Source organism: Streptomyces sp. NPDC091289 (genome assembly GCF_044757365.1).
Taxonomy (GTDB): domain Bacteria; phylum Actinomycetota; class Actinomycetes; order Streptomycetales; family Streptomycetaceae; genus Streptomyces.
The window spans coordinates 108,462-129,577 of sequence record NZ_JBIVUT010000025.1; the positions used below are offsets into that span (position 1 = coordinate 108,462).

The following is a 21,116-nucleotide window of genomic DNA, read 5'->3' on the forward strand; positions in this document are numbered from 1 at the left end:
AGGGGACACTCCCGACGGTAGACCTGTACCCGGGTACCGGATGCAACTCCTCCCCTATATGCGTAGCCGCGCCCATATACGCCTGGCTTGAATTATTCGAACGTTCGAGCGAATATCGAAGAGTGTGGACAGGTCAGCAGGTAGTCGAGGAGCGAGGCGCGGGAGCCGGTGCGGTGGCGTCGCCACTCTCCGGCCTGCTGCCGGGAGGAGGTATTCGCCCTGGTACGGCAGTAGGCGCGGGCGGGGATCTGCCGTTGCTGCTGGCGCTGGCCGCTCTGGCGGCAGCGGAGTCGGTGGCGTGGGCGGCGGTGGGGGTGCCCGAGCTGGGCGGGCTGGCCGCGGCGCAGGCGGGTCTGGATCTGGCCACCGGCCTGGTGGTGAGCGACCCGGGGCCGCGCGCCGCCCAGGTGCTCGCCGTGCTGCTGGAGTCGGTGCCGGTGGTGCTCGTCGGCGCCTCGGTACGGGTGCCGGAGCGGGCGGTGCGCCGGCTGCGGGCCGTGATGCGGCGCAGCGGAGCGGTGCTGCTGGCGGCGGGCCGGTGGCCCGGGGCGGACGTGCAGCTCCGGGTGGCGCCGGTGGGCTGGGCCGGGGTGGGCCGGGGGCACGGGCTGTTGCGCGGCCGCCGGGTGACGGTGACGGCGGGCGGGCGCGGCGCGGCCGCCGCGCCCCGGAGCGCGGAGCTGTGGCTGCCCGGCCCGGACGGTCTGGTGGGCAGGGTGGGCCGGGTGGAGCGGGGGACGGCGGAGGCCGTGCGGAGCGGGGCGCGGGCGGACCTCCGCGTCGTCGGATGACCGGGGCATCCGATTCCGTACGGGTGGTCGTGGTCTGGGTGCCCGACTTCCCGGTGCTGGCGTGCGGTGCGCAGGACGGTGTGCCGGTGGCGGTGGTGCACCGGGGCGCGGTGGTGGCGTGCTCCGCGGCCGCGCGGGCGGCCGGGGTCCGGCGACGCATGCGGCTGCGGGCCGCACAGGCCCGGTGCCCCGGGCTGCGGGTCGTCGAGCGGGACCTCGCCGCCGAGGTGAGGATGTTCGAACAGGTGGTGCACCGCGTGGAAACCGACGTGGTGCCGCGGCTGGAGGTGATCCGTCCCGGGCTGATCGCGGCCCCGGCTCGCGGCGCCGCGCGGTACTGGGGCGGTGAGCCGCAGCTGTCCGTACGGCTGGTCACCACCGTCGCCGAACGGGGGCTGCCCGCCCGTGTCGGGATCGCCGACAGCACGTTCGTGGCGGCGCTCGCGGCCCGTCGCGGCGACGGGGTGATCGTCCCGGCGGACGGGAACGCCGCGTTCCTGTCCCCGTACCCGGTGGGTGTGCTGGGCGTGCCCGGCCTGGCCGAACTGCTGAAGCAGCTCGGCATCCGTACCGTCGGGGACTTCGCACGGCTGCCGACGGGCCGGATCGCGGAACGGCTCGGCCCGGAGGGCATCGGCGCCCACCGCGTCGCCCGTGGGGGCCCGGCCCGGCCGGTATCCGTACGGACCGCCGTCCAGGACCACACGGTGCGGCGGCTGTTCGAGGTCCCCGAGGAGCAGACGGACGCGGTCGTGTTCGTGGCGGTCGCGCTCGCGGACGAACTGCATGGGCGCCTGGCGGCGGCGGGGGTGGTGTGCGCGCGGCTGGAGGCCGTGATCGAGACGGCCGACGGCCGGACGCTGACGCGGATCTTCCGGCACGAGGGGCGGCTGTCCTCCCGGGCGGTGGCCGAGCGCGTACGCGGTGTGCTGGCCGCCTGGTCCGAGGCGGGCCTGCTGGACACCGGCGGCGGCGAACCGGGAATCCGCCGCCTCGCCCTGCGCCCCGACGGGCTCTCTCCGGACACCGGCTCGCAGGGCGCGTTCGACGGTGAACGGGACACCCCGGTGGAGGTGGAGCGGGCCGCCGCCCGGGTGCAGGCGGTACTCGGGCACCGGGCGGTCACCCGGATCGTCGAGGCCGGCGGCCGGGGACCGGGCGACCGCATCCGGCTCGTCCCGGTCGGCGACGTTCCCGACGACGGCCCGGGTGCCGCGGGTGCCGCGAGCGGTCCGTGGCCGGGACGGCTGCCCGCCCCGCACCCGGCCGCGGTCTATCCGGTGCGGCGTCCGGCCCGGCTGACCGGGACCGACGGCGTACCGGTCGGCGTGGCCGGCCGGCTGGAGCTGTCGGCCGAGCCCGCGTTCCTCTCGGTCGACGGGCGACGCCGGGCCGGGGTGAACGGGTGGGCCGGACCCTGGCCCGTACTGGAGCAGTGGTGGACACGGGACGGCGGCCGGCGGATCGCCCGGATGCAGGTCACCACCGACGACGGGCACGCATGGCTGCTCCTCGTCGACCGGGGCCGATGGTGGGTGGAGGCCCACTATGGGTGAACTCCTGCGCCTCCCCACCGCCGATCACCCGGAGGAGGGGGACGGCTGGGCCGAACTGCACGCACACAGCGCGTTCTCCTTCCTCCGGGGGGCGAGCAGTCCGGAGGACCTGGTCGCCGAGGCCGCCCGGCTCGGCATCGGCGTGCTGGCGGTGACGGACGTGGACGGTCTCCACGCCGCGCGCCGCCTGCACACCGCCGCCCGCGAGCACGGGATCGACACCGTCCACGGCGCCGAACTCACCCTCGGCGACCCCGTACGGGGAACCGGCGACCCCGTGCTGGGAACGCCGGTGGTGCTCGCCCGCACCGTGGAGGGGTTCCAGCTGCTGTCGGCGGTGATCTCCGCCGCGCAGCTCGCCGGGTCGAAGAACTCCCCGGTCCACGACCTGGACGAGGTGGCCCGGGCGGCCGCCGCGGGGCACTGGGCCGTCCTGCCCGGCTGCCCGCCGCCGGGCACGGACCGGTGCGACGTCGCCGCCGTCGCCCACCGGCTCGCCCGGCTCACCGACGTCTTCGGCACGAGCGGCACCTACGCCGAGCTGGTCGACCACCGGCTCCCGGAGGACTCGGTCGCCGCCGACGCGATGTGGGTGGCCGCCCACCGGGCCGGGATCCCCGTGGTGGCCACCGGCGCCGTGCACTACGCGGCCCCCCGCCAGGCCCGCGTGGCCCAGGCGCTCACCGCGCTGCGCCGCCGCGAGACCCTGGACCGGGCCGCCGGACATCTGATGGCCGCCCCGACCGCCCATCTGCGCCCCCGGGCCGAACGGGCGGCGTTCCTGTCGCGGTATCCCGGCGTCGCGGACGCCACCGTCGCCCTGGGCCGCGCCTGCGTGATCGACCTCGGCGAACTGCGCCCCGAACTCCCGGAGTTCGCGGTGCCCGCCGGGCATACGCAGGACTCGTGGCTGCGGGACCGCGCCGAGACCGCCTGCGCCGACCGCTACGGCCCCCGCACCGACCCGGGAGCCCGGGCGGCCTGGCGGCAGCTCGGCCACGAACTCGAACTCGTCGCCGGACTCGGGCTCGCGGGCTACTTCCTGATCGTCCACGACATCGTCCGGCACGCCGCCGAACAGGGGATCTGGTGCCAGGGCCGCGGCTCGGCCGCCAGCAGCGTGATCTGCTACGTCCTCGGCATCACCGCCGTCGACCCGCTCCGGCACGGCCTGCTCTTCGAACGGTTCCTGTCCCTGGAGAAGGCGGGCCCGCCGGACATCGACCTCGACCTGGAGTCCGGGCGCCGCGAGGAGGTCATCCAGTACGTCTACACCCGCTACGGACGCCGGCACGCCGCCCAGGTCGCCAACATGATCACCTATCAGCCCAGGCTCGCGGTCCGCGACGCCGCCCGCGTCCTCGGCTACCCGGAAGCGCAGACCCGGGAGATGACCCGGCACATCCACCACACCCCACCCGGCCCCGACGCCGCCCTCCCCGACGACGTCCGCGATCTCGCCGCCCAGCTCCACACCCTCCCGAGACACCTCGGAGTGCACTCGGGCGGCATGGTCCTCACCCGGCAGCCCATCGGCGAGATCATGCCCGTGGAATGGGCGACCGCCGAGGGCCGCAGCGTTCTCCAGGGCGACAAGGACGACGTCGCCGCCGCCCGGCTCGTCAAGATCGACCTGCTGGGTCTCGGGATGCTGTCCGCTCTCCACACCGCCTGCGACCTCATCCACGCGTACCACGGCGTCCGTTACGACCTCACGTCCATCCCCCAGGACGATCCGGACGTCTACGAGATGATCGCGAACGGGGACACCATCGGCGTCTTCCAGGTCGAGTCCCGCGCCCAGATCTCCACCCTTCCCCAACTGCGGCCGACGAAGTTCGAGGACCTGGCCGTCGCCGCGTCCATCATCCGCCCCGGCCCCATCCAGGCCGGCAGCAAACACCCCCTGCTCCGCCGACGGCGCGGCGAGGAGGCGGTGACGTACCCCCACCCGCTCGCGAAGGCAGCGCTGGAGCCGACCCTCGGCGTCGCCCTCTGGCAGGAGCAGGCCATGCAACTCGCGATCGACTGCGCGGGGTTCAGCCCGGGTGAGGCCGACCGGCTCAGGAAGGCGATGGCGGCCAAGCACGCCCCGGAGAAGGTCGCCGCGATGCGTGACCGTCTGCTGACCGGCATGGCCGGACGCGGCATCCCCCCGGCCGCCGCCGAGAAGATCGTCTCGATGATCGAGGCCTTCTCCGACTACGGGTTCCCGCAGTCCCACGCCCAGTCGATGGCCGGGCTCATCTACGCCAGCGCCTGGATCAAACGCCACCACCCCGCCGCGCTCCTCGCGGCGATCATGGCGCACCAGCCGATGGGTTTCTACGACACCCAGACCCTCATCGGCGACGCGGTACGCCACGGCATCACCGTCCGCGGACCCGCCGTCCTGACCTCCCAGGTCCACGCCACCCTCGAACCCGGCCCGATGCCCGGCCCGATGCCCGGCCCGATGCCCGGGGCGGCGGCGGGTTCGGCATCCGGCCCGGCGCCCGGTGCGCGGCCACCGGCGATCCGTCGCGGCCTGACCAGCGTCACCGGCCTCGGCGAACAGGCCGCCGAGGAGATCGTCGCCCTCCGTACGGAGCGGCCGTTCGCCGGCCTGGACGACTTCGCCGCCCGCACCCGCCTGCCACCCCGGATCCTGGAGCACCTGGCCACCGCGGGCGCGCTCGACGGTCTGGGCGGGCACCGTCGCACCGCCCTGTGGAGCGCGGGCACCGCACCCGGCCGCACCCGTCAGCCACCGCTCCCCGGACTCGCCACCCCCGGGACCGCGCCCGAACTCACCTCCATGACCACCGCCGAGGAGACCACCGCCGACATCACCGCCACCGGCGCCAGCACCGCCGCCCACCCCGTCCAGCCCATCCGCCCCCACCTGGACCGCCTCGGCACGCTCGCCACGGCCACCGCCCGCACGCTTCCCGACCGGGCCGCGGTCCGGATCGGCGGGCTGCCGAAGTACCTCCAACGCCCCCCGACCGCGCACGGGGTGGCCTTCGGCGCGATCGAGGACGAGACCGGCATGATCAATCTCGTCTTCGCCCCGCATGTCTGGGACCGCTGCTACCGGACCCTCCTCGACGCCCCCGCCGTCCTCGTCACCGGCCGGATCGAGCGCTCCGACGGCACGGTGAACGTCGCCGTCGGCCGGGTGGAGGCGCTCACCGTGGCCGGGCCCGTTCCCCGGCGCCAGGTCGGACGACGTTAGACGACGCCGGGGGCGGCTCCCGACCGATCCGCGTCCCGTGCCGGGGGGCCTCTACCGGGGGCCATCATGGGGCCCATGTCCTCTCCCTCACCACGCTGGGCGCGAGTCGAGCGTCTCGATGCCGCCGAGACGCTCGACGCCCTTCACGCCCGGACCGGTGTCCGTCTGACGCTGGACGGCCCCTGCCCGGGCGGGCAGGTCGGCACCGCCTATGTGCGCTGGCCGGACCGTCGCCGTTCCGTGCTCAAGTGGCGACCGCACAGCCGCGTGGGTGACCTGGAGGCGGGGCCGCTCACCGTCAGCCGGGTGCTACGGAGCGCGGGCTGTCCCGCCCCGGCCACCGAGCTCGTGGCCCAGGTCGGCCACGCGGTCGTCATGGTCCAGGAACTCCTGCCCGGCACGACGATCGACCACCTGGACCACCGCACCCTGGTCCAGGCCCTCGAACTCAACCGCCTGCAGGCCGGCCGGCTCGCCGGCCACCCCGACGTTCCCGCCACGGAGCTGTTCCTGCGTCAGGACGGCCCCGGTTACTGCCTGCACGATCCGCTGCGCCGCCACAACCCCCGCAGTGCCGCGCTCGAACGCCGGGTCGCGGAGGTCGGCGCGGGCCACCCCGACCGGCTGTCCGGCGACGACGCCGTGCACATGGACTTCCACCCCGGAAACCTGCTGGCCGCCGACGGCTCGATCACCGGCGTCGTCGACTGGGACGGAGCCGCCCGCGGCGACCACCGGTTCGACCTGGTCACCCTGCGCTTCGGTATCCACGGCGGGGGAGCGGACCCGGAGGTGACGCGACACCTCGACGCCGTACTCGACGCGCTGCCCGAAGACATCCTGCGGCCCGCTTGGGCCCATATGAGCCTCCGCATGGTCGACTGGGCCATCAGGCACTTCGCCCCGTCCGACGTGGAGCACTGGCTCGACCTCGCCGAACAACGCGCGAGCTGACGGAGACGGAGACCGAGACGGAGACCACCGCGCCGCACCATGTCACCATCCGGTCCACAGAAGGTGGTTGATCAGCAGCGCCGGAACGGCCGACGCGACCAGCCAGTACCGCACCTTCCGGCGGGGGAGCAGCGCCGCCGCGGGCAGCAGCCACAGCAGGAACGGCTGCCAGATGCGCTCGGTCTCCGCCTTGCTCATGCCGGAGAGGTCCGCGACGAGCAGCGCCGCCAGCGCCGCCAGCACGAGCAACGCCAGCCGCCCTTCCGGCGAGGCCGTCGTGGGCCGGCTCCTCCACTCCCGTACGGCACCGGGCGCGGCCACCGCGCTCCGGCGCAGCCCGGCGACGGCGGCGAGCCCGGCCGCGAGCGTCGCGCAGGCCAGGTTGGCCCAGACCCAGTAGCCGTACGGGCGGACGCCGCCCGCGCCCTGGTAGTAGCGCTCGACCAGCAGGTGGTAGGCGGTCCACCAGTTGAACCCGGCGAGGGCGAAGGCCACCGGGACCACCAGCGCGCCGAGCAGGAACAGCGGCACCGGGCGGGCGGTCCGGGCGAGCACCAGCACGGCCAGCAGCACGGCGGCCATCAGCCCCAGCCCGTAACTGAGGTAGCAGGTCCACCCGAACAGCAGACCCCCGCCGAGCGCCGCCACGGCCGGGAAGCGGACCCGGCGGGTGGCGGCCAGGGCGAGCAGCGCCACCGACCAGGCGGCGACCGCCGCGAAGTAGCCGTCGGCCGACACGCCCGCCCAGACGGCGGCCGGGGCGAGGACGAGGAAGGGCGCGGCGCGTCGCGCCAGCCGCTCGTCGGCCAGCACACGCACGGTGATCAGGGCGGCCAGCACGGCCGAACCGCCCACCACGACACACCAGAGCGCCGCCCAGGCGCCGCCGCCGAGACCGATGCGGTCCAGCCACACGAAGGTCAGCGTCGCGCCCGGCGGGTGCCCGGCGACATGGGCGGGCCAGTTGCCGGGCTCGCCGATCACGATGTGGTTCGTGAAGTCGCGCAGGGTGGCGGGGATGTCCTCGAAGCGGTCGATGACCCGCAGGTACTCGTGCTTCGTGGTGAGCCGCTTCGCGACGCCCCGGTGCCAGCCGTCGATCAGCGCCATCGAGAAGACCCAGGCCGTCGACCCGGCCCAGGCCGCCGCCAGCAGCCCGCGCCAGGGCAGCCGGGCGGCGAGCGGCGGTCCGTAGGCGACCACCAGGACCGCCATGACCAGGGCGGCCGGAGTACCGGGACCCAGATGCGGGTCCCAGGAGGCCAGCAGCGGCGGCCACTGCGCGCGCAGACTCCCGTCCCGGTTCTGGATGACATGGCCGACGACCACTGCGGCCGCGACCAGCAGCACGCCCGCGCCGGCGGCGATCAGGTCCGCCCGCCCCGCGCGCCGGGCGCGGTCGTCGGTGCGGTCCGGCGGCGCGGGCGGGCCGTGCCCCGTGCCGCCGGTGGTGTCCGTGGGGGTGGCGTCCTCGGTCTTCACGCTGGCACGCTATGCACACCGGGCGGCGATCCGGTGGCAATCGGGCGGTACGGCGGGGCCGCGTCACCGAACCGTCAGATTTCCCGCCGGCCGGGATGCCGGTCCCCTCCTGACCGTGGCATCGGGTCCTCCCTCCCGGCCGCGACGTCAGAATTTCGTCAGGAGTCGCAGCCGCCCACCGGCAGGGTCTCCCGCTTAGCGTCGGCCCCATGCCCGAACGCCGCCCCCTCCGCCCCGTCCGCCCCCTCCGCTCCCTCCCCGCCCTCCCGGCTCTCCTCCGCGCCCAGCGCACGCCCGCCGACCCGGGATTCTGGCGCAGCCCCGTGCGCGGAGCGCGCTTCACCGCCGTGCTCGGCGTCGTCCTGCTCGCCGGGCTCACGCTGCTGTTCGTCACCGGTCTGCTCTCGTACGCCGCCTACAACCCGGACCTGAACCGGGTCAACGACAAGACCCCGGGCAAGGGGTGGCTCGGCTTCTACCTGTTCTCCTGGCCGACCGGCCCGCACTGGCTCTACCGGCTGACCCAGGGCCTGCACGTCACCGTCGGCATCGTGCTCGTGCCCGTCCTGCTCGCCAAGCTCTGGTCGGTGATCCCCCGGCTCTTCGCGCTGCCGCCCGCCCGTTCCGTGGGGCACGCGCTGGAGCGGATCTCCCTGCTGCTGCTCGTGGGCGGGGCGCTGTTCGAGTTCCTCACCGGGCTGCTCAACATCCAGCTGGACTACCTCTTTCCCGGGTCGTTCTACACCCTGCACTTCTACGGGGCCTGGGTCTTCCTCGCCGGGTTCATCACCCATGTGGTGCTCAAGATGCCCCAGGCCGTACGGGTGCTGCGCAACGGCATCCCGCGCGGCGAACCCGAACCGGACACCCTCGCCGCCCCCGATCCGCTGCCCGCCACCCTGTCCCGGCGCGGCGCACTGGCCATGGTGGGGGCCGGTTCGCTCCTTCTGCTGATCACCTCGGCCGGTCGCAGCTTCGACGGGCCGCTGCGCCGCATCGCGCTCCTCACCCCGCGCGGCGGCACCGACCCGGGGCCGGGCCCGAACGCCTTCCAGATCAACAAGACCGCCGCCGCCGTACGGATCAGGCCCGCCGACACCGGTGAGCGCTGGCGGCTGACGGTACGGGGGCCGGCCGGGGAGTTCCGCTTCTCCCGGGCCGAACTGCTGGCCATGGAACAGCACAGCGCGGCGCTCCCGATCGCCTGTGTGGAGGGCTGGTCGACCTCGGACCAGCAGTGGCGCGGGGTCCGGCTCTCCGACCTCGCCGCGCTCGCCGGACACCCGGACCGGCCGCCGGGCGTGTTCGTCGAGTCGCTCCAGCGCGGCGGCTCCTTCCGCAAGGCCGCGCTGCGCGACAACCAGGTCCGCGACGGCCGCTCGCTGCTCGCCCTGGAGGTGAACGGCGCGCCGCTGTCGCCCGACCACGGCTACCCGGCCCGGATCATCGTCCCCGCCGCGCCCGGGGTGCTGAACACCAAGTGGGTCGAGACCCTGACGTTCGGAGAGCTGTGATGTCCACCCGAGCCGTACCGCCCCCGCCCCCGTCCGCGCCTCCGGTCGGCGCACCCCGTCGCCCGCGCTTCTCGCCGCGCCGCTTCTACGGCGAGGGGCCGCTCCATCTGCTTCTGCTCACCGCCACGTTCTGCCTCGCCGGCTACGCGGGCGTACGGCTGCTGGACGGGGACACCGTCGGCGTGCTGCTCTGGTTCGCCGGGTCGGCCGTCCTGCACGACCTGGTGCTGCTGCCGGTGTACGCCGGGGCCGACCGGGCGCTGCGCGCCGCGCTCGGCCCCCGGCCGGCCCTGGTGAACTTCGTCCGGGTGCCGGCGTTCCTCTCCGGGCTGCTCCTGCTGATCTGGTTCCCGCTGATCGCCCGGCGGACCGAACGGCGGTACGAAGCCGCCGCCGGCACCACCCCGGACGTCTACCTCGGCAACTGGCTGCTCATCACCGGCGCGCTGTTCGCATTCTCCGCGCTCTGGCTGCTGGTCCGGGCGCTCCGCTCCCGTACGGGCCGGCGCAACGAGACGAAGGTCCGTCCCTCCGCACCCCACTGATCGGCCGTACGCCAGCCACCCGCGCGGGCGTGCCGCAGCAGCGCGGGCGTCCCGATCCGCGCCCAGGGGAACGGCTCGGCCGCGCCGTCGGCCGCGGGGGCGGTCCTCCCGTCCGGTCCGCCCCGGCCGTCGTCGAGCCGGACCCGGACCCGTTCGTCCACGTCGACGGGGGCGGTCTCGGCGATCAGCAGCCCGCCGGCCCCGAGCAGATCGGCCGCCCGCTCCAGCAGGGCGGCCGGGTCGCCCCCGATGCCGATGTTGCCGTCGAGGAGCAGGAGGGTGCCCCAACGGCCCTCGCCGGGCAGCGGGTCGAACACACTGCGGAGCAGCGCCGCGCCGCCGAGACCGCGGGTCCGGGCCACCGCCGCCTCGCTGACGTCGATGCCCAGCGCCCGGTGCCCGAGCGAGGCCAGCTCGGCGACCAGCCGCCCCGGCCCGCAGCCGATGTCCAGCACCGGCCCCTCGCACCGGTGCAGCGCGGACAGATCGGCGGAGCCCGCGTCGGAGCACCAGCGCTCCACGTCCAGGGGCAGCAGCCAGCCGTCGCTGCGCCGGAGGAAGAGCGGACCCCGGCCGGTGCGCAGGGCGTTGGCGTACGGGTCGGCGCCCCAGGTGGCGGTACGGGCCGGGCCCGACCGGGTCGGCGTGCCGGAGGCGTACACGCCGTCGGCGGCCGTCCCCTGGGTGCCGGGCGCTCCGGCGGAGGCGGGGGAGTCGGCCGGGTCGGCCGGGTCGGCGGGGGCCGGTGCGGTGAGCCCGGAGGAGGGCACGGTCGTACTCATCGCACCCCCGCCCCGGTCAGCCGGCCGAGCGCCGCGGCGAACCGGCCGCCCGGCGCGGCCGACGCGACCCGGTGGGCGTCGGCAGCGGTGTCCACGTCGACCAGGACCGGCAGATCGCGCACGGCGAGCCCCGCATCCACCAGCCTGCGCCGCTGCACCGCACCGGTCTCCGGGACGGACATCGGCACCCCGCGCACCAGGGCGGGATCGGGTTCCGCCAGGCCCAGGGCCCAGAAGCCGCCGTCCTCGGCCGGACCGAACCACGCCCCGGCGCCGTCCCAGGCGTCCGGGGCGAGAGCGGGGGCGAGCAGCGCGGCCGTGATCTGCGGGGTATCCATGCCGACCAGGAGGGCCGGCCCCGTACATCCGCCGAAGGCCGCCGCGAGCCGCTCGTCGAGACCGCCCGCGCTCTGCGGCACCACCTCGAACCCCGGCGGCACCCAGGGGCCCGGCCGCCCTTCGAGGACCAGGACGCGCCGCCGGGCGGGGAGGGTGAGCACGGTCTCCAGGGTGTCGGCGAGCGCGGCGGCGGCCAGCTCGGCGGCCTCGACGGGGGAGAAGGGCGGACAGAGCCGGGTCTTGACCCGTCCGGCCACCGGCTCCTTCGCGATGACCAGCAACTCCGTGGGCCCGGACGCGCCCGTGGGACGTCCCCCGTCTCGGTACGCGTCGGTCGGACGCGCCTCGTCTCCGTACACGTTGGCCGGGCGGCCCTCTTCTCCGTACGGGCCCTTCCAGCGTCCCTCGTCTCCGTACGCGCTCATCGGACGGCCCCCGTTCCCGCGCGTGCTGCCCGGTCCGCCGTCCGGTCCGCCGGTGGTTCCCGCAGGACTCCCCGCATGTCGCGTACCGCGTTCCAGGTCCCGCGCCAGGTGCCGGTCACCTTCGACTTCCCGGTGCGCGGCCGGTAGGGGACGTCGCTCTCGGCGACCCGCAGCCCGGCGTCCGAGGCCCGGACCACCATCTGGAGCGGATAGCCGCTGCGCCGGTCGGTGAGATCCAGGGCGAGCAGGTCGCTGCGGCGGGCCGCCCGCAGCGGGCCGAGGTCGTGCAGGCGCAGGCCGGTGCGGCGGCGCAGCATCCGGGCCAGCGCCAGATTGCCGGCGCGCGCGTGCGGTGGCCAGGCGCCCCGGCCCTCGGGGCGGCGGCGGCCGAGCAGCAAGTCGCACTCGCCGTCCGCGACCCGCCGCACGAAGCCGGCCAGGAGCGCGGGATCCAGTGAGCCGTCGCAGTCGCAGAAACAGACGAACTCGGCCTCGGCGGCGAGCAGCCCGGCATGGCAGGCCGCGCCGAACCCTCGCCTCTCCTCCGTGACGACGCTCGCACCGAGGGAACGGGCGAGCTCGGCCGAACCGTCGGTCGAGCCGTTGTCGACCACGATCGCGCGCCAGCCGTCGGGGATGCGATCGAGCACCCAGGGCAGTGCGGCCGCCTCGTCGAGGCAGGGCAGAACGATGTCGGCCTTCGGGAGGCCGGTGTGCGGGGCGGGCGGAAACGGATGGGCGGCAGAAGAATCGGTCACCCGCCTCACCCTACGGAGACAACTCCGGCATTCAGGGCATCAGGTTCTTACGAAACATGGACATCGGCCGGATGGGGGTGGTCGTCTCCCGACGCGCCCGGACGCGGGTGTCACAGTGGAGGTCATGGAGAACACCCCGCCCGCCCGGCGTCCGGAGCCCGTCCCCCAGGGGGCGCGTGGCCGGGTCCTCGTCGTGGACGACGACCCGACCGTCGCCGAGGTCGTCGTCGGCTATCTGCACCGCGCCGGCTACGCCGTCGAACAGGCAGGCGACGGGCCCGCCGCGCTCGAACGGTTCGCGGCACGCCGGCCCGACCTCGTCGTCCTGGACCTGATGCTCCCCGCCATGGACGGGTTCGAGGTCTGCCGCCGGATGCGCGAACACGGGCCGGTCCCCGTCATCATGCTCACCGCACGCGGCGACGAGGAGGACCGCATCCTCGGCCTGGAGACCGGCGCCGACGACTACGTCACCAAGCCGTTCAGCCCGCGCGAACTGGTCCTGCGGGTCGACTCCGTGCTGCGCCGCGCCCGGGCCGCCGCCCCGGCGGACGTGGCCGGTCCGCTGTCCGGCGGCGGGCTGAGCCTCGACCCGGCGGCCAGGCAGGCCTACCGCGACGGGCGCGGACTCGCCCTGACGCTGCGGGAGTTCGACCTGCTCGCCTTCCTTCTCCGGCACCCCGGGAAGGCGTTCGGGCGGGAGGAGCTGATGCGGGAGGTCTGGGGGTGGGACTTCGGCGACCTGTCGACGGTCACCGTCCATATCCGCAGGCTGCGCGGCAAGGTCGAGAAGGACCCGGCCCGCCCCCGGCTGATCCGCACCGTGTGGGGCGTGGGGTACCGCTTGGACCTGGACGCGGAGGGCCCGGGCACAGAGGCCGACGACGACGCCGCCTCCGCCATTGTGCCCGTCGTGCCCGTCGTCCCCGTCGTCCCGCCGTCCGGGGGCCGTTCGCGGTGAACGACGTCCTGCTCATCGCGCTCTTCGCCTTCCTGGGAGCGGCGGCCGCCGGGCTCCTCGGCGCGGGCGTCCTGCGTCTGCTGCGCCACCGTTCGCTGGTGGTCTCGCTCAGCGTCGTCGCCGGGGTGGCCGTCACGGCGATGCTCGCCGGGACGCTGACGGTGGCCTGGGCGATGTTCCTCTCGTCCCATGATCTCTACGTCGTCACGACCGTCGTCGCGATGGCCGCCCTGGTCTCCCTGGCCACCGCCGTCCTGCTGGGCCGCTGGGTGGCCGCCCGGAGCCGTGAACTGACCCTCGCCACACGGTCGTTCGGCGACGGCGGCACCTTCGCCGCGCCCGCCGGGCAGCCCACCGCCGAGCTGGCCGCACTCGCCCGTGAACTGGCCGCCACCAGCGCCAAACTGGACAGCTCGCGGGAGCGGGAACGTGCGTTGGAGGCCTCGCGGCGCGAACTCGTCGCCTGGATCTCGCACGATCTGCGCACCCCGCTCGCCGGGCTGCGGGCGATGGCCGAGGCGCTGGAGGACGGCATGGCCGCCGACTCCGGACGCTATCTGCGGCAGATAAGGACCGAGGTCGAGCGGATGAACGGCATGGTCGGCGACCTCTTCGAACTCTCCCGGATCCAGGCCGGCTCGCTCACCCTGGCGACGGCCCGGATCTCCCTCTACGACCTGGTCGGCGACGCGCTGGCCGGGGCCGACCCGCTGGCCCGTGAGCACGGGGTGCGGCTGGTCGGCGACCGGGTCGACGAGGTGCCTGTGGAGGTCGACGGCAAGGAGATGAGCCGGGTCCTGGGCAATCTCCTGATCAACGCCATCCGCCGCACCCCGCCCGACGGCACCGTGGCTGTCGCGGCGCACCGCTCGGACGGCGGTGTCGTGCTGTCGGTGACCGACGGCTGCGGCGGCATCCCGGAGGAGGACCTGCCCCGGGTCTTCGACACCGGCTGGCGCGGCAGCCACGCCCGCACCCCGCCGGCCGGGGCGGGCCTCGGTCTGGCCATCGTGCGCGGCATCGTCGAGGCGCACGCCGGACGGGCCGAGGTCCGCAACGTCCAGGGCGGCTGCTGCTTCTCGGTCACGCTCCCGACAGCGTGACGGCGCCTTCCGCCCGGCGGCCCCCCGAACCGCGCAGCGGGGCCGCCGCGAAGTCGCCCATCCCCTCGGCGAAGGACACCCGAGGCCGCCAGCCCAGCTCCTCGCGCAGCGCCCGCGAGTCCGCCGTGACATGGCGTACGTCGCCGAGGCGGTACTCCCCGGTCACCACCGGGTCCGGCCCGCCGTGCGCGCCGGCCAGCGCGGCGGCCATCTCGCCGATGGTGTGCGGCTCGCCGCTGCCGGTGTTGTACGCGGCGAACGACGCGGGCCGCCGCTCCCGCACCGCCTCCAGGGCCACCGCGTTCGCCGCCGCCACATCGTGGACGTGGACGAAGTCGCGCCGCTGGCGCCCGTCCTCGTAGACCCGCGGGGCCTCGCCGCGCGCCAGGGCCGAGCGGAAGAACGAGGCGACACCGGCGTACGGGGTGTCGCGCGGCATCCCCGGCCCGTACACGTTGTGGTAGCGCAGGGACACTGCCCGGCCGCCCGTCGCCCGCACCCACGCGGCGGCCAGGTGTTCCTGGGCCAGCTTGGTCGACGCGTACACGTTGCGCGGGTCCGTGGGCGCGTCCTCGGCCACCAGGCCGGGCGCCAGTTCCGCTCCGCAGTCCGGGCAGCGCGGTTCGAAGCTTCCCGCCCGCAGGTCGGCCTCCGCGCGCGGTCCGGGGCGGACCGTGCCGTGGCGCGGGCAGTCGTAGCGGCCCTCGCCGTAGACCACCATCGACCCGGCCAGCACCAGGTCCCGGACCCCGGCCGCGGCCATCTCCGCCAGCAGCACCGCCGTACCGAGGTCGTTGCACCCGACGTACAGCGGTGCGTCCGCGAAGTCCTTGCCGAGGCCGACCATGGCCGCCTGGTGGCAGACGGCGTCCACCCCGGCCAGCGCGTCCGCCACCGCCTCCCGGTCCCGGACGTCCCCGACGGCCACCCGGTCGCCCGGCAGCTCCGGGGGAGCGGAGCCGGGGTGGGCCGAAGGCAGCAGGGCGTCCAGCACCACGCTCTCGTGCCCGGCCGCGGCGAGGGCGGCGACGACATGTGACCCGATGAACCCGGCTCCGCCGGTGACCAGTACGCGCATGGCCGCCACGCTAGGGCCCGGCGAGCCGTCGGGCCGGGCGCGGCGCGCACACGTCACGGGTCCGTAAGGACGTGGACGACCCTCCCGCCGGTGGACGTCACCCCATATAGTTGCATCTTGAACAACTTTTGTCATGAGGGAAGGGGCGGGCCTTGAGCGATCGGTCGGCGGGTGACGCGGAGGGTGACGCGGCGGGTGAGCGGCCGGATGCCTGGGCCGAGGCCGTGGTGGCCGGGCTCGATGCCGCGAAGGCCGCGGAGCGCGCTCTGGCGGACGCCCTGCGGCCGGCCATGTCGCTGAAGGAGGAGAAGGCGCAGCGGCGGGCCGAGGCGGTCCGGGCGGCGGCCATGGGGCTCGGCGCGGCCGGCTGTGCCTCCGCCGCGGGCGTGTCCGGGCGGCTGCTCGAATCCTGGCGCGCCGAGGACCCGGTCTTCGACGCCGCCCTGTCGGCGGCCAGGTCCCTGGCGCATGTGCACGACGTCGTACCGGACGTCACCACCAACCCCGCGGTGCTGAGGGTGGCGCTGGAGGCGATTCTGAGCGGCGTGCCGTTCGTCGCGGCCGGTGCTCTGGTGGGGGTGAAGCGTGACACCTTCTACCGCCTGAGGCGGGGCAACCCCCGGCTCGGCGCGCTGTTCGGCGCGGCGCAGAGCATGCGTCGCCGGAGCGTGCCGCCCGGCCGGAAGAGGAAAGCGGACCTCAAGGGGTACCGGCTGGTCCGCCTCGACGCGGCGGACGCGGTGGGTGTCGATCCCGACGTTTGAGCGACGAAAAGGCGTGGTTCGGGCGGTCGTTGACGGCGGGTCAGCGGGGCGCTGCCCCATTTATCCTATCGACAAGGCGGGTTGGTCAGCTTAGGCTCACCTAAGTTCGGGTGGGTGGGTCCGTTGGCGTGCCCACCCTCCGTACCTTCCCCTCACGCCTGACAGGCGGCTTTCCCAGACGATGGGAGTGACATGTCACAGGTTCTTCCTGGCGACACCCCACTGGTCCACGACCTCATCGGCATCGGCTTCGGCCCGTCCAATGTGGCCATGGCGATCGCGCTCAGCGAGCACAACAGCAAAGTCGGCAGGCAGGATTCGGTCACCGCCCACTTCTTCGAGCAGCAGTCGAGCTTCGGCTGGCACCGCGGCATGCTCATCGACGACGCCACCATGCAGGTGTCCTTCCTCAAGGACCTGGTGACGCTCCGGAACCCGGCCAGCGAGTTCAGCTTCCTCTGCTATCTGCAGAGCAAGGGCCGGCTGATCGACTTCATCAACCACAAGAACCTCTTCCCGCTGCGGGTGGAGTTCCACGACTACTTCGAGTGGGCCGCGTCCAAGGTCGACGACCTGGTCTCCTACGGCCACGAAGTCGTCGCCGTCACGCCGTATGTCCACGACGGGACCGTGGAGTACCTGGACGTGACCGTGCGGTCCGCGGAAGGACTCGCGGTCCACCGGGCCCGCAACCTCGTCATCGGGACCGGCCTGCGCCCCCTCATGCCGGAAGGCGTGGAACGCGGCGACCGGGTCTGGCACAACTCCGACCTGCTGCGGAAGGTCGACGCCCTGGAGAGCGCCTCGCCCTCTCCCTCGCGGTTCGTCGTCGTCGGCGCCGGGCAGAGCGCCGCCGAGAACGTCGCCTATCTGCACCGCCGGTTCCCCGGCGCCGAGGTCTGCGCGGTCTTCTCCCGCTACGGTTACAGCCCCGCGGACGACAGCAGTTTCGCCAACCGGATCTTCGACCCCGACGCGGTCGACGACTACTTCGCAGCCCCCGAGGAGGTCAAGAGCCGGCTGATGGCCTACCACGGCAACACCAACTACTCCGTGGTGGACATCGACCTGATCGACGACCTCTACCGGCAGATGTACCGGGAGAAGGTCCTCGGCACCGAACGGCTGCGCTTCCTCAACGTGTCCCGGGTCACCGGAGTGGAGGAGAAGCCCGACAGTGTCCGCGCCACCGTGAAATCCCTGGTGACCGACGAGGAGTCGGAACTGGACGCCGACGTCGTGGTGTTCGCCACCGGCTACAGCCCCGCCGATCCGCTCGGCCTCCTCGGCGAGGTCGGCGAGCGCTGCCTGCGCGACGACGCGGGCCGTGTCCGCGTGGAGCGCGACTACCGGATCGCGACCGACCCCGGCCTGCGGTGCGGCATCTACCTCCAGGGCGGTACGGAGCACACGCACGGCATCACCACCTCGCTGCTCTCCAACACCGCGATACGGGTCGGCGAGATCCTCGACTCGCTGCTCGGCCGCCGGGTCAAATCCACCTCCGACGCCTCCCGGCCGGTCGTCGGGAGCACCGGCGGCTAGAGCGGGTCCGGCGGGGCGACAAGCGCCGCCTGCCCACCGCGAGTTCCGCGCCCGGACCGCCCGCTGACCTGCCGGGCGGTCCGGGCGCAACCGATCCGATCAAAGGGATATCGTTCGTCGACATGTTCACCACCGCAGTGGAGCGCCCCGTGCCAGGGGGGACGACGGACACCCGCAGACGTCGGGTCGTGGGGCTGGGCGTCCTCACGGTGACGCTGGTGATCGCGGCAACGGTGTCGTTGGCCGTCGGGGCGCGCGCGCTCAGCCCCGGCGAGGTCTGGCACGGGCTGTTCGCGGAGCCCGACCCGGACCAGAAGCTCACCGAGATCCGGCTCATCGTGCAGACCGTGCGCGTGCCCCGGACGGTCCTCGCGATCGTGGCGGGCCTGGCCCTGGGGGTCGGCGGGGCACTGATCCAGGGGTACACGCGCAACCCCATCGCCGACACCGGGCTGTTGGGGGTGAACGCCGGAGCCTCCTTCGCCGTGGTGTCGGTCATCGCCCTGTTCGGGTTCACCAACCCGTTCCAGTACGTCTGGTTCGCCTTCGTGGGCGCGGGCGTCGCCGGCGCCGTCGTCTTCGGCCTGGCGAGCATCGGCAGGGGCGCGGGCAACCCGCTGACCCTCGCCCTGGCCGGTCAGGGCGTCACGGTGTTCCTCGCGGCGATGACCACGGCGGTGGCGCTGTCCGACCAGAAGTCGCTCAACGCACTGCGGTTCTGGAACGCGGGCTCCGTCGCCGGTGTCGGATTCGACGTCATCTGGCCGGTGACGGGATTCATCGCCGTCGGCCTGGTCCTGGCGCTGATCACGCTGCCCGCCCTCAACCTGCTCAATCTGGGCGACGACGTGGCGCGCGGTCTGGGAGTGAACATCGCGGCGAGCCGGACCATCGGCATCGTCGCCATCACGCTGCTGGCGGGCGCCGCCACGGCGGCCTGCGGGCCCATCGCCTTCCTCGGGCTCATGGTGGCCCATGTGGCCCGCTATCTGACCGGCCCCGACTATCGCTGGCTGGTGCCGTACGCGGGTCTGCTCGGCTCCTGCGTCCTGCTGGTCTGCGACATCGTGGGCCGGCTGGTCGTGCGGCCGGGCGAACTGGAATCGGGCGTCGTGGTCGCCCTTCTCGGGGCCCCCTTCTTCGCGGTCCTGGTGTGGCGAGGGAAGTTCAGGAGCGCATGAGGCAGGTTCACGAGCGCATGAAGGAAGCCCCGGAGTCCATGAACGGGACCGAAGCGAAAGCGTCGATGCCGCCGGGCGTACGGCTCGGCCAGATGTCGTTCGTCTGGCGGCCCTGGCTCGTGCTGGTCACGCTGGTGCTCGCGGCGGCGGCCTTCCTGGTCTTCAGCCTCTCCATCAGCATCGGGGACTTCCCCATCGGCCTCTCCCGGGTCATCGCCACCCTCTTCGGCCAGGGCGAACAGGTCGACGAATTCGTCGTGATGGACCTCCGGATGCCCCGGGCGCTGGCCGGCCTCATCGTGGGGATCGCCCTGGGCATGTCCGGGGCCATCACCCAGTCCGTGGCACGCAACCCGCTCGCCAGTCCCGACATCCTCGGGATCACCGCCGGAGCCGGCGCCGTCGCGGTGTTCCTGGTGACGGCGACGGGCGGGACCGCCGCGACGATCGCCGGCTCGGTCGGGCTGCCGACGGCGGCCCTCCTGGGCGGTCTCGGCACGGGGCTCCTGGTGTACTTCCTCGCCTGGCGGCGCGGCATCGACGGCTTCCGGCTCATCCTCATCGGCATCTCGGTGACCGCGATGATGCAGGCGATCACGACCTGGCTGCTGGTCTCGGCCGACATCCGGGACGTGGCGCGCGCCCAGGTATGGCTGGTCGGCTCGCTGGACAACCGGTCCTGGGACGAGGTCCGGGTGGCGTTCTGGTGCACCCTCGTCCTGCTCGTCGTCGTGGCCGCCGTGGCCTTCCCGTTCAAGCCGATGCACCTCGGCGACGACGTCGCCGCCGGGCTGGGCGTGCGGTTCGGCCGGGTGCGGGCCGTCCTGCTGCTCTGCGCCGTCCTGCTGGCCGCCGTGGGGGTGAGCGCGGCGGGACCGGTCCCGTTCGTCGCGCTGGTCGCGCCCCAGGTGGCGATGCGCCTGGCGAGGTGGCCGACGCCGCCGATCATCGCCTCCGGCCTGGTGGGCGCGCTGCTGCTGATCGGCTCGGACCTGGTGGCCCGAGCGGCGCTGCCGATCGGTCTGCCGGTCGGCGTGGTCACCGCCGTGATCGGCGGCCCGTTCCTCGTCTACCTGTTGGTACGGGCGAACCTGCGGTAGATGGTAAGAAGTAAGGCGAACCTCAGTAAGGGGGGCTTGTGGCCGCTCAGTTCACCGTCAAGGCCGATGCGGGCGTCAAGGACGTCGCACGGCTGGCCGCCAGGGGCATCACCGTCGGGTACGGCGACCGGACGGTCATCGACCAGCTCGACGTGGCCATTCCGCCCGGGGTGATCACCACGATCATCGGCCCCAACGGCTGCGGGAAGTCCACCCTGTTGCGCACCCTGACCCGCCTCCTCAAACCGGCCGGTGGCACCGTCGTACTGGACGGCGAGGACATCGGCAGGCTCCGCACCAGGGACGTGGCGAAGAAGCTCGGGCTGCTGCCGCAGGCGCCGGTCGCCCCGGAAGGGCTGACGGTCGCCGACCTGGTCGCCCGAGGACGCCACCCGCACCAGAGCTGGCTGCGGCAGTGGTCGTCGGACGACGCGGACGTGGTGCAGCGCGCGCTGGCCATGACGGGGGTGGCGGATCTGGCCGACCGGCCCGTCGACTCGCTGTCGGGTGGGCAACGCCAGCGCGTATGGATATCGATGACCCTCGCCCAGGGCACCGATCTCCTGCTGCTGGACGAGCCGACCACGTATCTCGACCTGGCGCACGCCATCGACGTACTCGACCTGGTCGACGATCTGCACGAGTCGGGCTGCACCGTCGTCATGGTGCTGCACGACCTCAATCTGGCCACGCGCTACAGCGACAACCTCGTCGTCATGCGAGCCGGGGCCATCCTGGCGCAGGGACACCCCCGGGACGTGATCACCGCCGAGCTGCTGTACGAGGCGTTCGGGCTGCAGGCCAAGGTGATCGACGACCCGGTGGGCGACCGGCCGCTCATCGTGCCGATCGGCCGGGCACACGTCCGGCTCGAACCGCAGACGGCAACCCGCGACGGGAGCTGACAGATGCTCACGAGATGTTACGGAACTGCTGGTTCCCCGGGGCATGGGCCAACTCATCCTGACCAGTGGAAAGTTATCCAGTAAGGCTAGGCTGACCTCACTTGCTCGGGGTACAG

17 protein-coding genes are annotated in these 21,116 nt (G+C 73.8%); 12 read left to right on the forward strand and 5 right to left on the reverse strand.

Translation table 11 applies throughout. The features are described 5' to 3' along the window. The first annotated feature begins 173 nt into the window (after positions 1–173). From ACIQPT_RS29740 to ACIQPT_RS29755, 4 genes are all read left to right on the forward strand, one after another. On the forward strand, positions 174–791 hold the full coding sequence (locus tag ACIQPT_RS29740) for a hypothetical protein (protein WP_401160294.1): 618 nt from the start codon (positions 174–176) through the stop codon (positions 789–791). Further along, positions 788–2,347 carry a DNA polymerase Y family protein gene (locus ACIQPT_RS29745; protein WP_401160295.1) on the forward strand — a complete coding sequence of 520 codons (1,560 nt, stop codon included), beginning with the start codon at positions 788–790 and terminating at the stop codon, positions 2,345–2,347. The genes ACIQPT_RS29740 and ACIQPT_RS29745 overlap by 4 nt, the downstream gene beginning before the upstream one ends. After that, on the forward strand, positions 2,340–5,564 hold the full coding sequence (locus ACIQPT_RS29750) for an error-prone DNA polymerase (protein ID WP_401160297.1): 3,225 nt from the start codon (positions 2,340–2,342) through the stop codon (positions 5,562–5,564). Before ACIQPT_RS29745 ends, ACIQPT_RS29750 begins: the two co-directional genes overlap by 8 nt. 75 nt (positions 5,565–5,639) lie before the next feature. After that, positions 5,640–6,518 carry a phosphotransferase gene (locus ACIQPT_RS29755; RefSeq protein WP_401160299.1) on the forward strand — a complete coding sequence of 293 codons (879 nt, stop codon included), beginning with the start codon at positions 5,640–5,642 and terminating at the stop codon, positions 6,516–6,518. A 42-nt stretch (positions 6,519–6,560) separates the two neighbouring features. On the opposite strand, the gene ACIQPT_RS29760 is transcribed toward ACIQPT_RS29755, so the two are convergent. Beyond that, the gene (locus tag ACIQPT_RS29760) at positions 6,561–8,000 is read right to left on the reverse strand and encodes a hypothetical protein (protein ID WP_401160301.1); all 1,440 of its coding nucleotides are present in this window, start codon (positions 7,998–8,000) and stop codon (positions 6,561–6,563) included. A 209-nt stretch (positions 8,001–8,209) separates the two neighbouring features. Here ACIQPT_RS29760 and ACIQPT_RS29765 point away from each other — a divergent pair, with 209 nt between their 5' ends. Further along, positions 8,210–9,514: a molybdopterin-dependent oxidoreductase gene (locus ACIQPT_RS29765; protein WP_401160303.1), complete on the forward strand. Its 1,305-nt coding sequence runs from the start codon at positions 8,210–8,212 to the stop codon at positions 9,512–9,514. A gap of 412 nt (positions 9,515–9,926) precedes the next feature. Here the strand turns inward: ACIQPT_RS29765 and ACIQPT_RS29770 are convergent, their stop codons facing one another. From ACIQPT_RS29770 to ACIQPT_RS29780, 3 genes are read right to left on the reverse strand one after another with little or no spacing between them, the layout of a single operon-like run. Further along, positions 9,927–10,841: a class I SAM-dependent methyltransferase gene (locus ACIQPT_RS29770; protein ID WP_401160304.1), complete on the reverse strand. Its 915-nt coding sequence runs from the start codon at positions 10,839–10,841 to the stop codon at positions 9,927–9,929. Beyond that, positions 10,838–11,605, reverse strand: coding sequence for a DUF2064 domain-containing protein (locus ACIQPT_RS29775; protein WP_401160306.1), 768 nt, complete (start codon positions 11,603–11,605; stop codon positions 10,838–10,840). The genes ACIQPT_RS29770 and ACIQPT_RS29775 overlap by 4 nt, the downstream gene beginning before the upstream one ends. After that, entirely contained in the window at positions 11,602–12,363 is a 762-nt protein-coding gene (locus ACIQPT_RS29780; RefSeq protein WP_401160308.1) for a glycosyltransferase family 2 protein, read from the reverse strand. Before ACIQPT_RS29780 ends, ACIQPT_RS29775 begins: the two co-directional genes overlap by 4 nt. A gap of 124 nt (positions 12,364–12,487) precedes the next feature. On the opposite strand from ACIQPT_RS29780, the gene ACIQPT_RS29785 reads away from it, so the two are divergent. Next, positions 12,488–13,324: a response regulator transcription factor gene (locus ACIQPT_RS29785; protein ID WP_401160309.1), complete on the forward strand. Its 837-nt coding sequence runs from the start codon at positions 12,488–12,490 to the stop codon at positions 13,322–13,324. Then, the gene (locus ACIQPT_RS29790; RefSeq protein ID WP_401160311.1) at positions 13,321–14,427 is read left to right on the forward strand and encodes a sensor histidine kinase; all 1,107 of its coding nucleotides are present in this window, start codon (positions 13,321–13,323) and stop codon (positions 14,425–14,427) included. Before ACIQPT_RS29785 ends, ACIQPT_RS29790 begins: the two co-directional genes overlap by 4 nt. Here ACIQPT_RS29790 and ACIQPT_RS29795 read toward each other — a convergent pair. Then, positions 14,408–15,505, reverse strand: coding sequence for an NAD-dependent epimerase/dehydratase family protein (locus ACIQPT_RS29795; RefSeq protein WP_401160312.1), 1,098 nt, complete (start codon positions 15,503–15,505; stop codon positions 14,408–14,410). The two genes, ACIQPT_RS29790 and ACIQPT_RS29795, sit on opposite strands and share 20 nt — an antisense overlap. Positions 15,506–15,657: 152 nt before the next feature. Between ACIQPT_RS29795 and ACIQPT_RS29800 the strand changes: the two genes are divergently transcribed. The 5 genes from ACIQPT_RS29800 (at position 15,658) to ACIQPT_RS29820 (ending at position 21,000) form a co-directional block, all read left to right on the forward strand. Next, positions 15,658–16,269 (forward strand): hypothetical protein, encoded by a 612-nt coding sequence (locus tag ACIQPT_RS29800; protein ID WP_401160314.1) that lies wholly within the window; start codon positions 15,658–15,660, stop codon positions 16,267–16,269. A 192-nt stretch (positions 16,270–16,461) separates the two neighbouring features. Next, a complete protein-coding gene (locus ACIQPT_RS29805; protein WP_401160315.1) occupies positions 16,462–17,814 on the forward strand; it encodes a lysine N(6)-hydroxylase/L-ornithine N(5)-oxygenase family protein in 1,353 nt (450 codons plus the stop codon). A gap of 122 nt (positions 17,815–17,936) precedes the next feature. Then, on the forward strand, positions 17,937–18,995 hold the full coding sequence (locus ACIQPT_RS29810) for a FecCD family ABC transporter permease (protein WP_401160317.1): 1,059 nt from the start codon (positions 17,937–17,939) through the stop codon (positions 18,993–18,995). Positions 18,996–19,033: 38 nt separating this feature from the next. Continuing rightward, positions 19,034–20,095 carry a FecCD family ABC transporter permease gene (locus ACIQPT_RS29815; protein WP_401160347.1) on the forward strand — a complete coding sequence of 354 codons (1,062 nt, stop codon included), beginning with the start codon at positions 19,034–19,036 and terminating at the stop codon, positions 20,093–20,095. A 38-nt stretch (positions 20,096–20,133) separates the two neighbouring features. Further along, the gene (locus tag ACIQPT_RS29820; RefSeq protein ID WP_401160318.1) at positions 20,134–21,000 is read left to right on the forward strand and encodes an ABC transporter ATP-binding protein; all 867 of its coding nucleotides are present in this window, start codon (positions 20,134–20,136) and stop codon (positions 20,998–21,000) included. Positions 21,001–21,116: the final 116 nt, after the last annotated feature.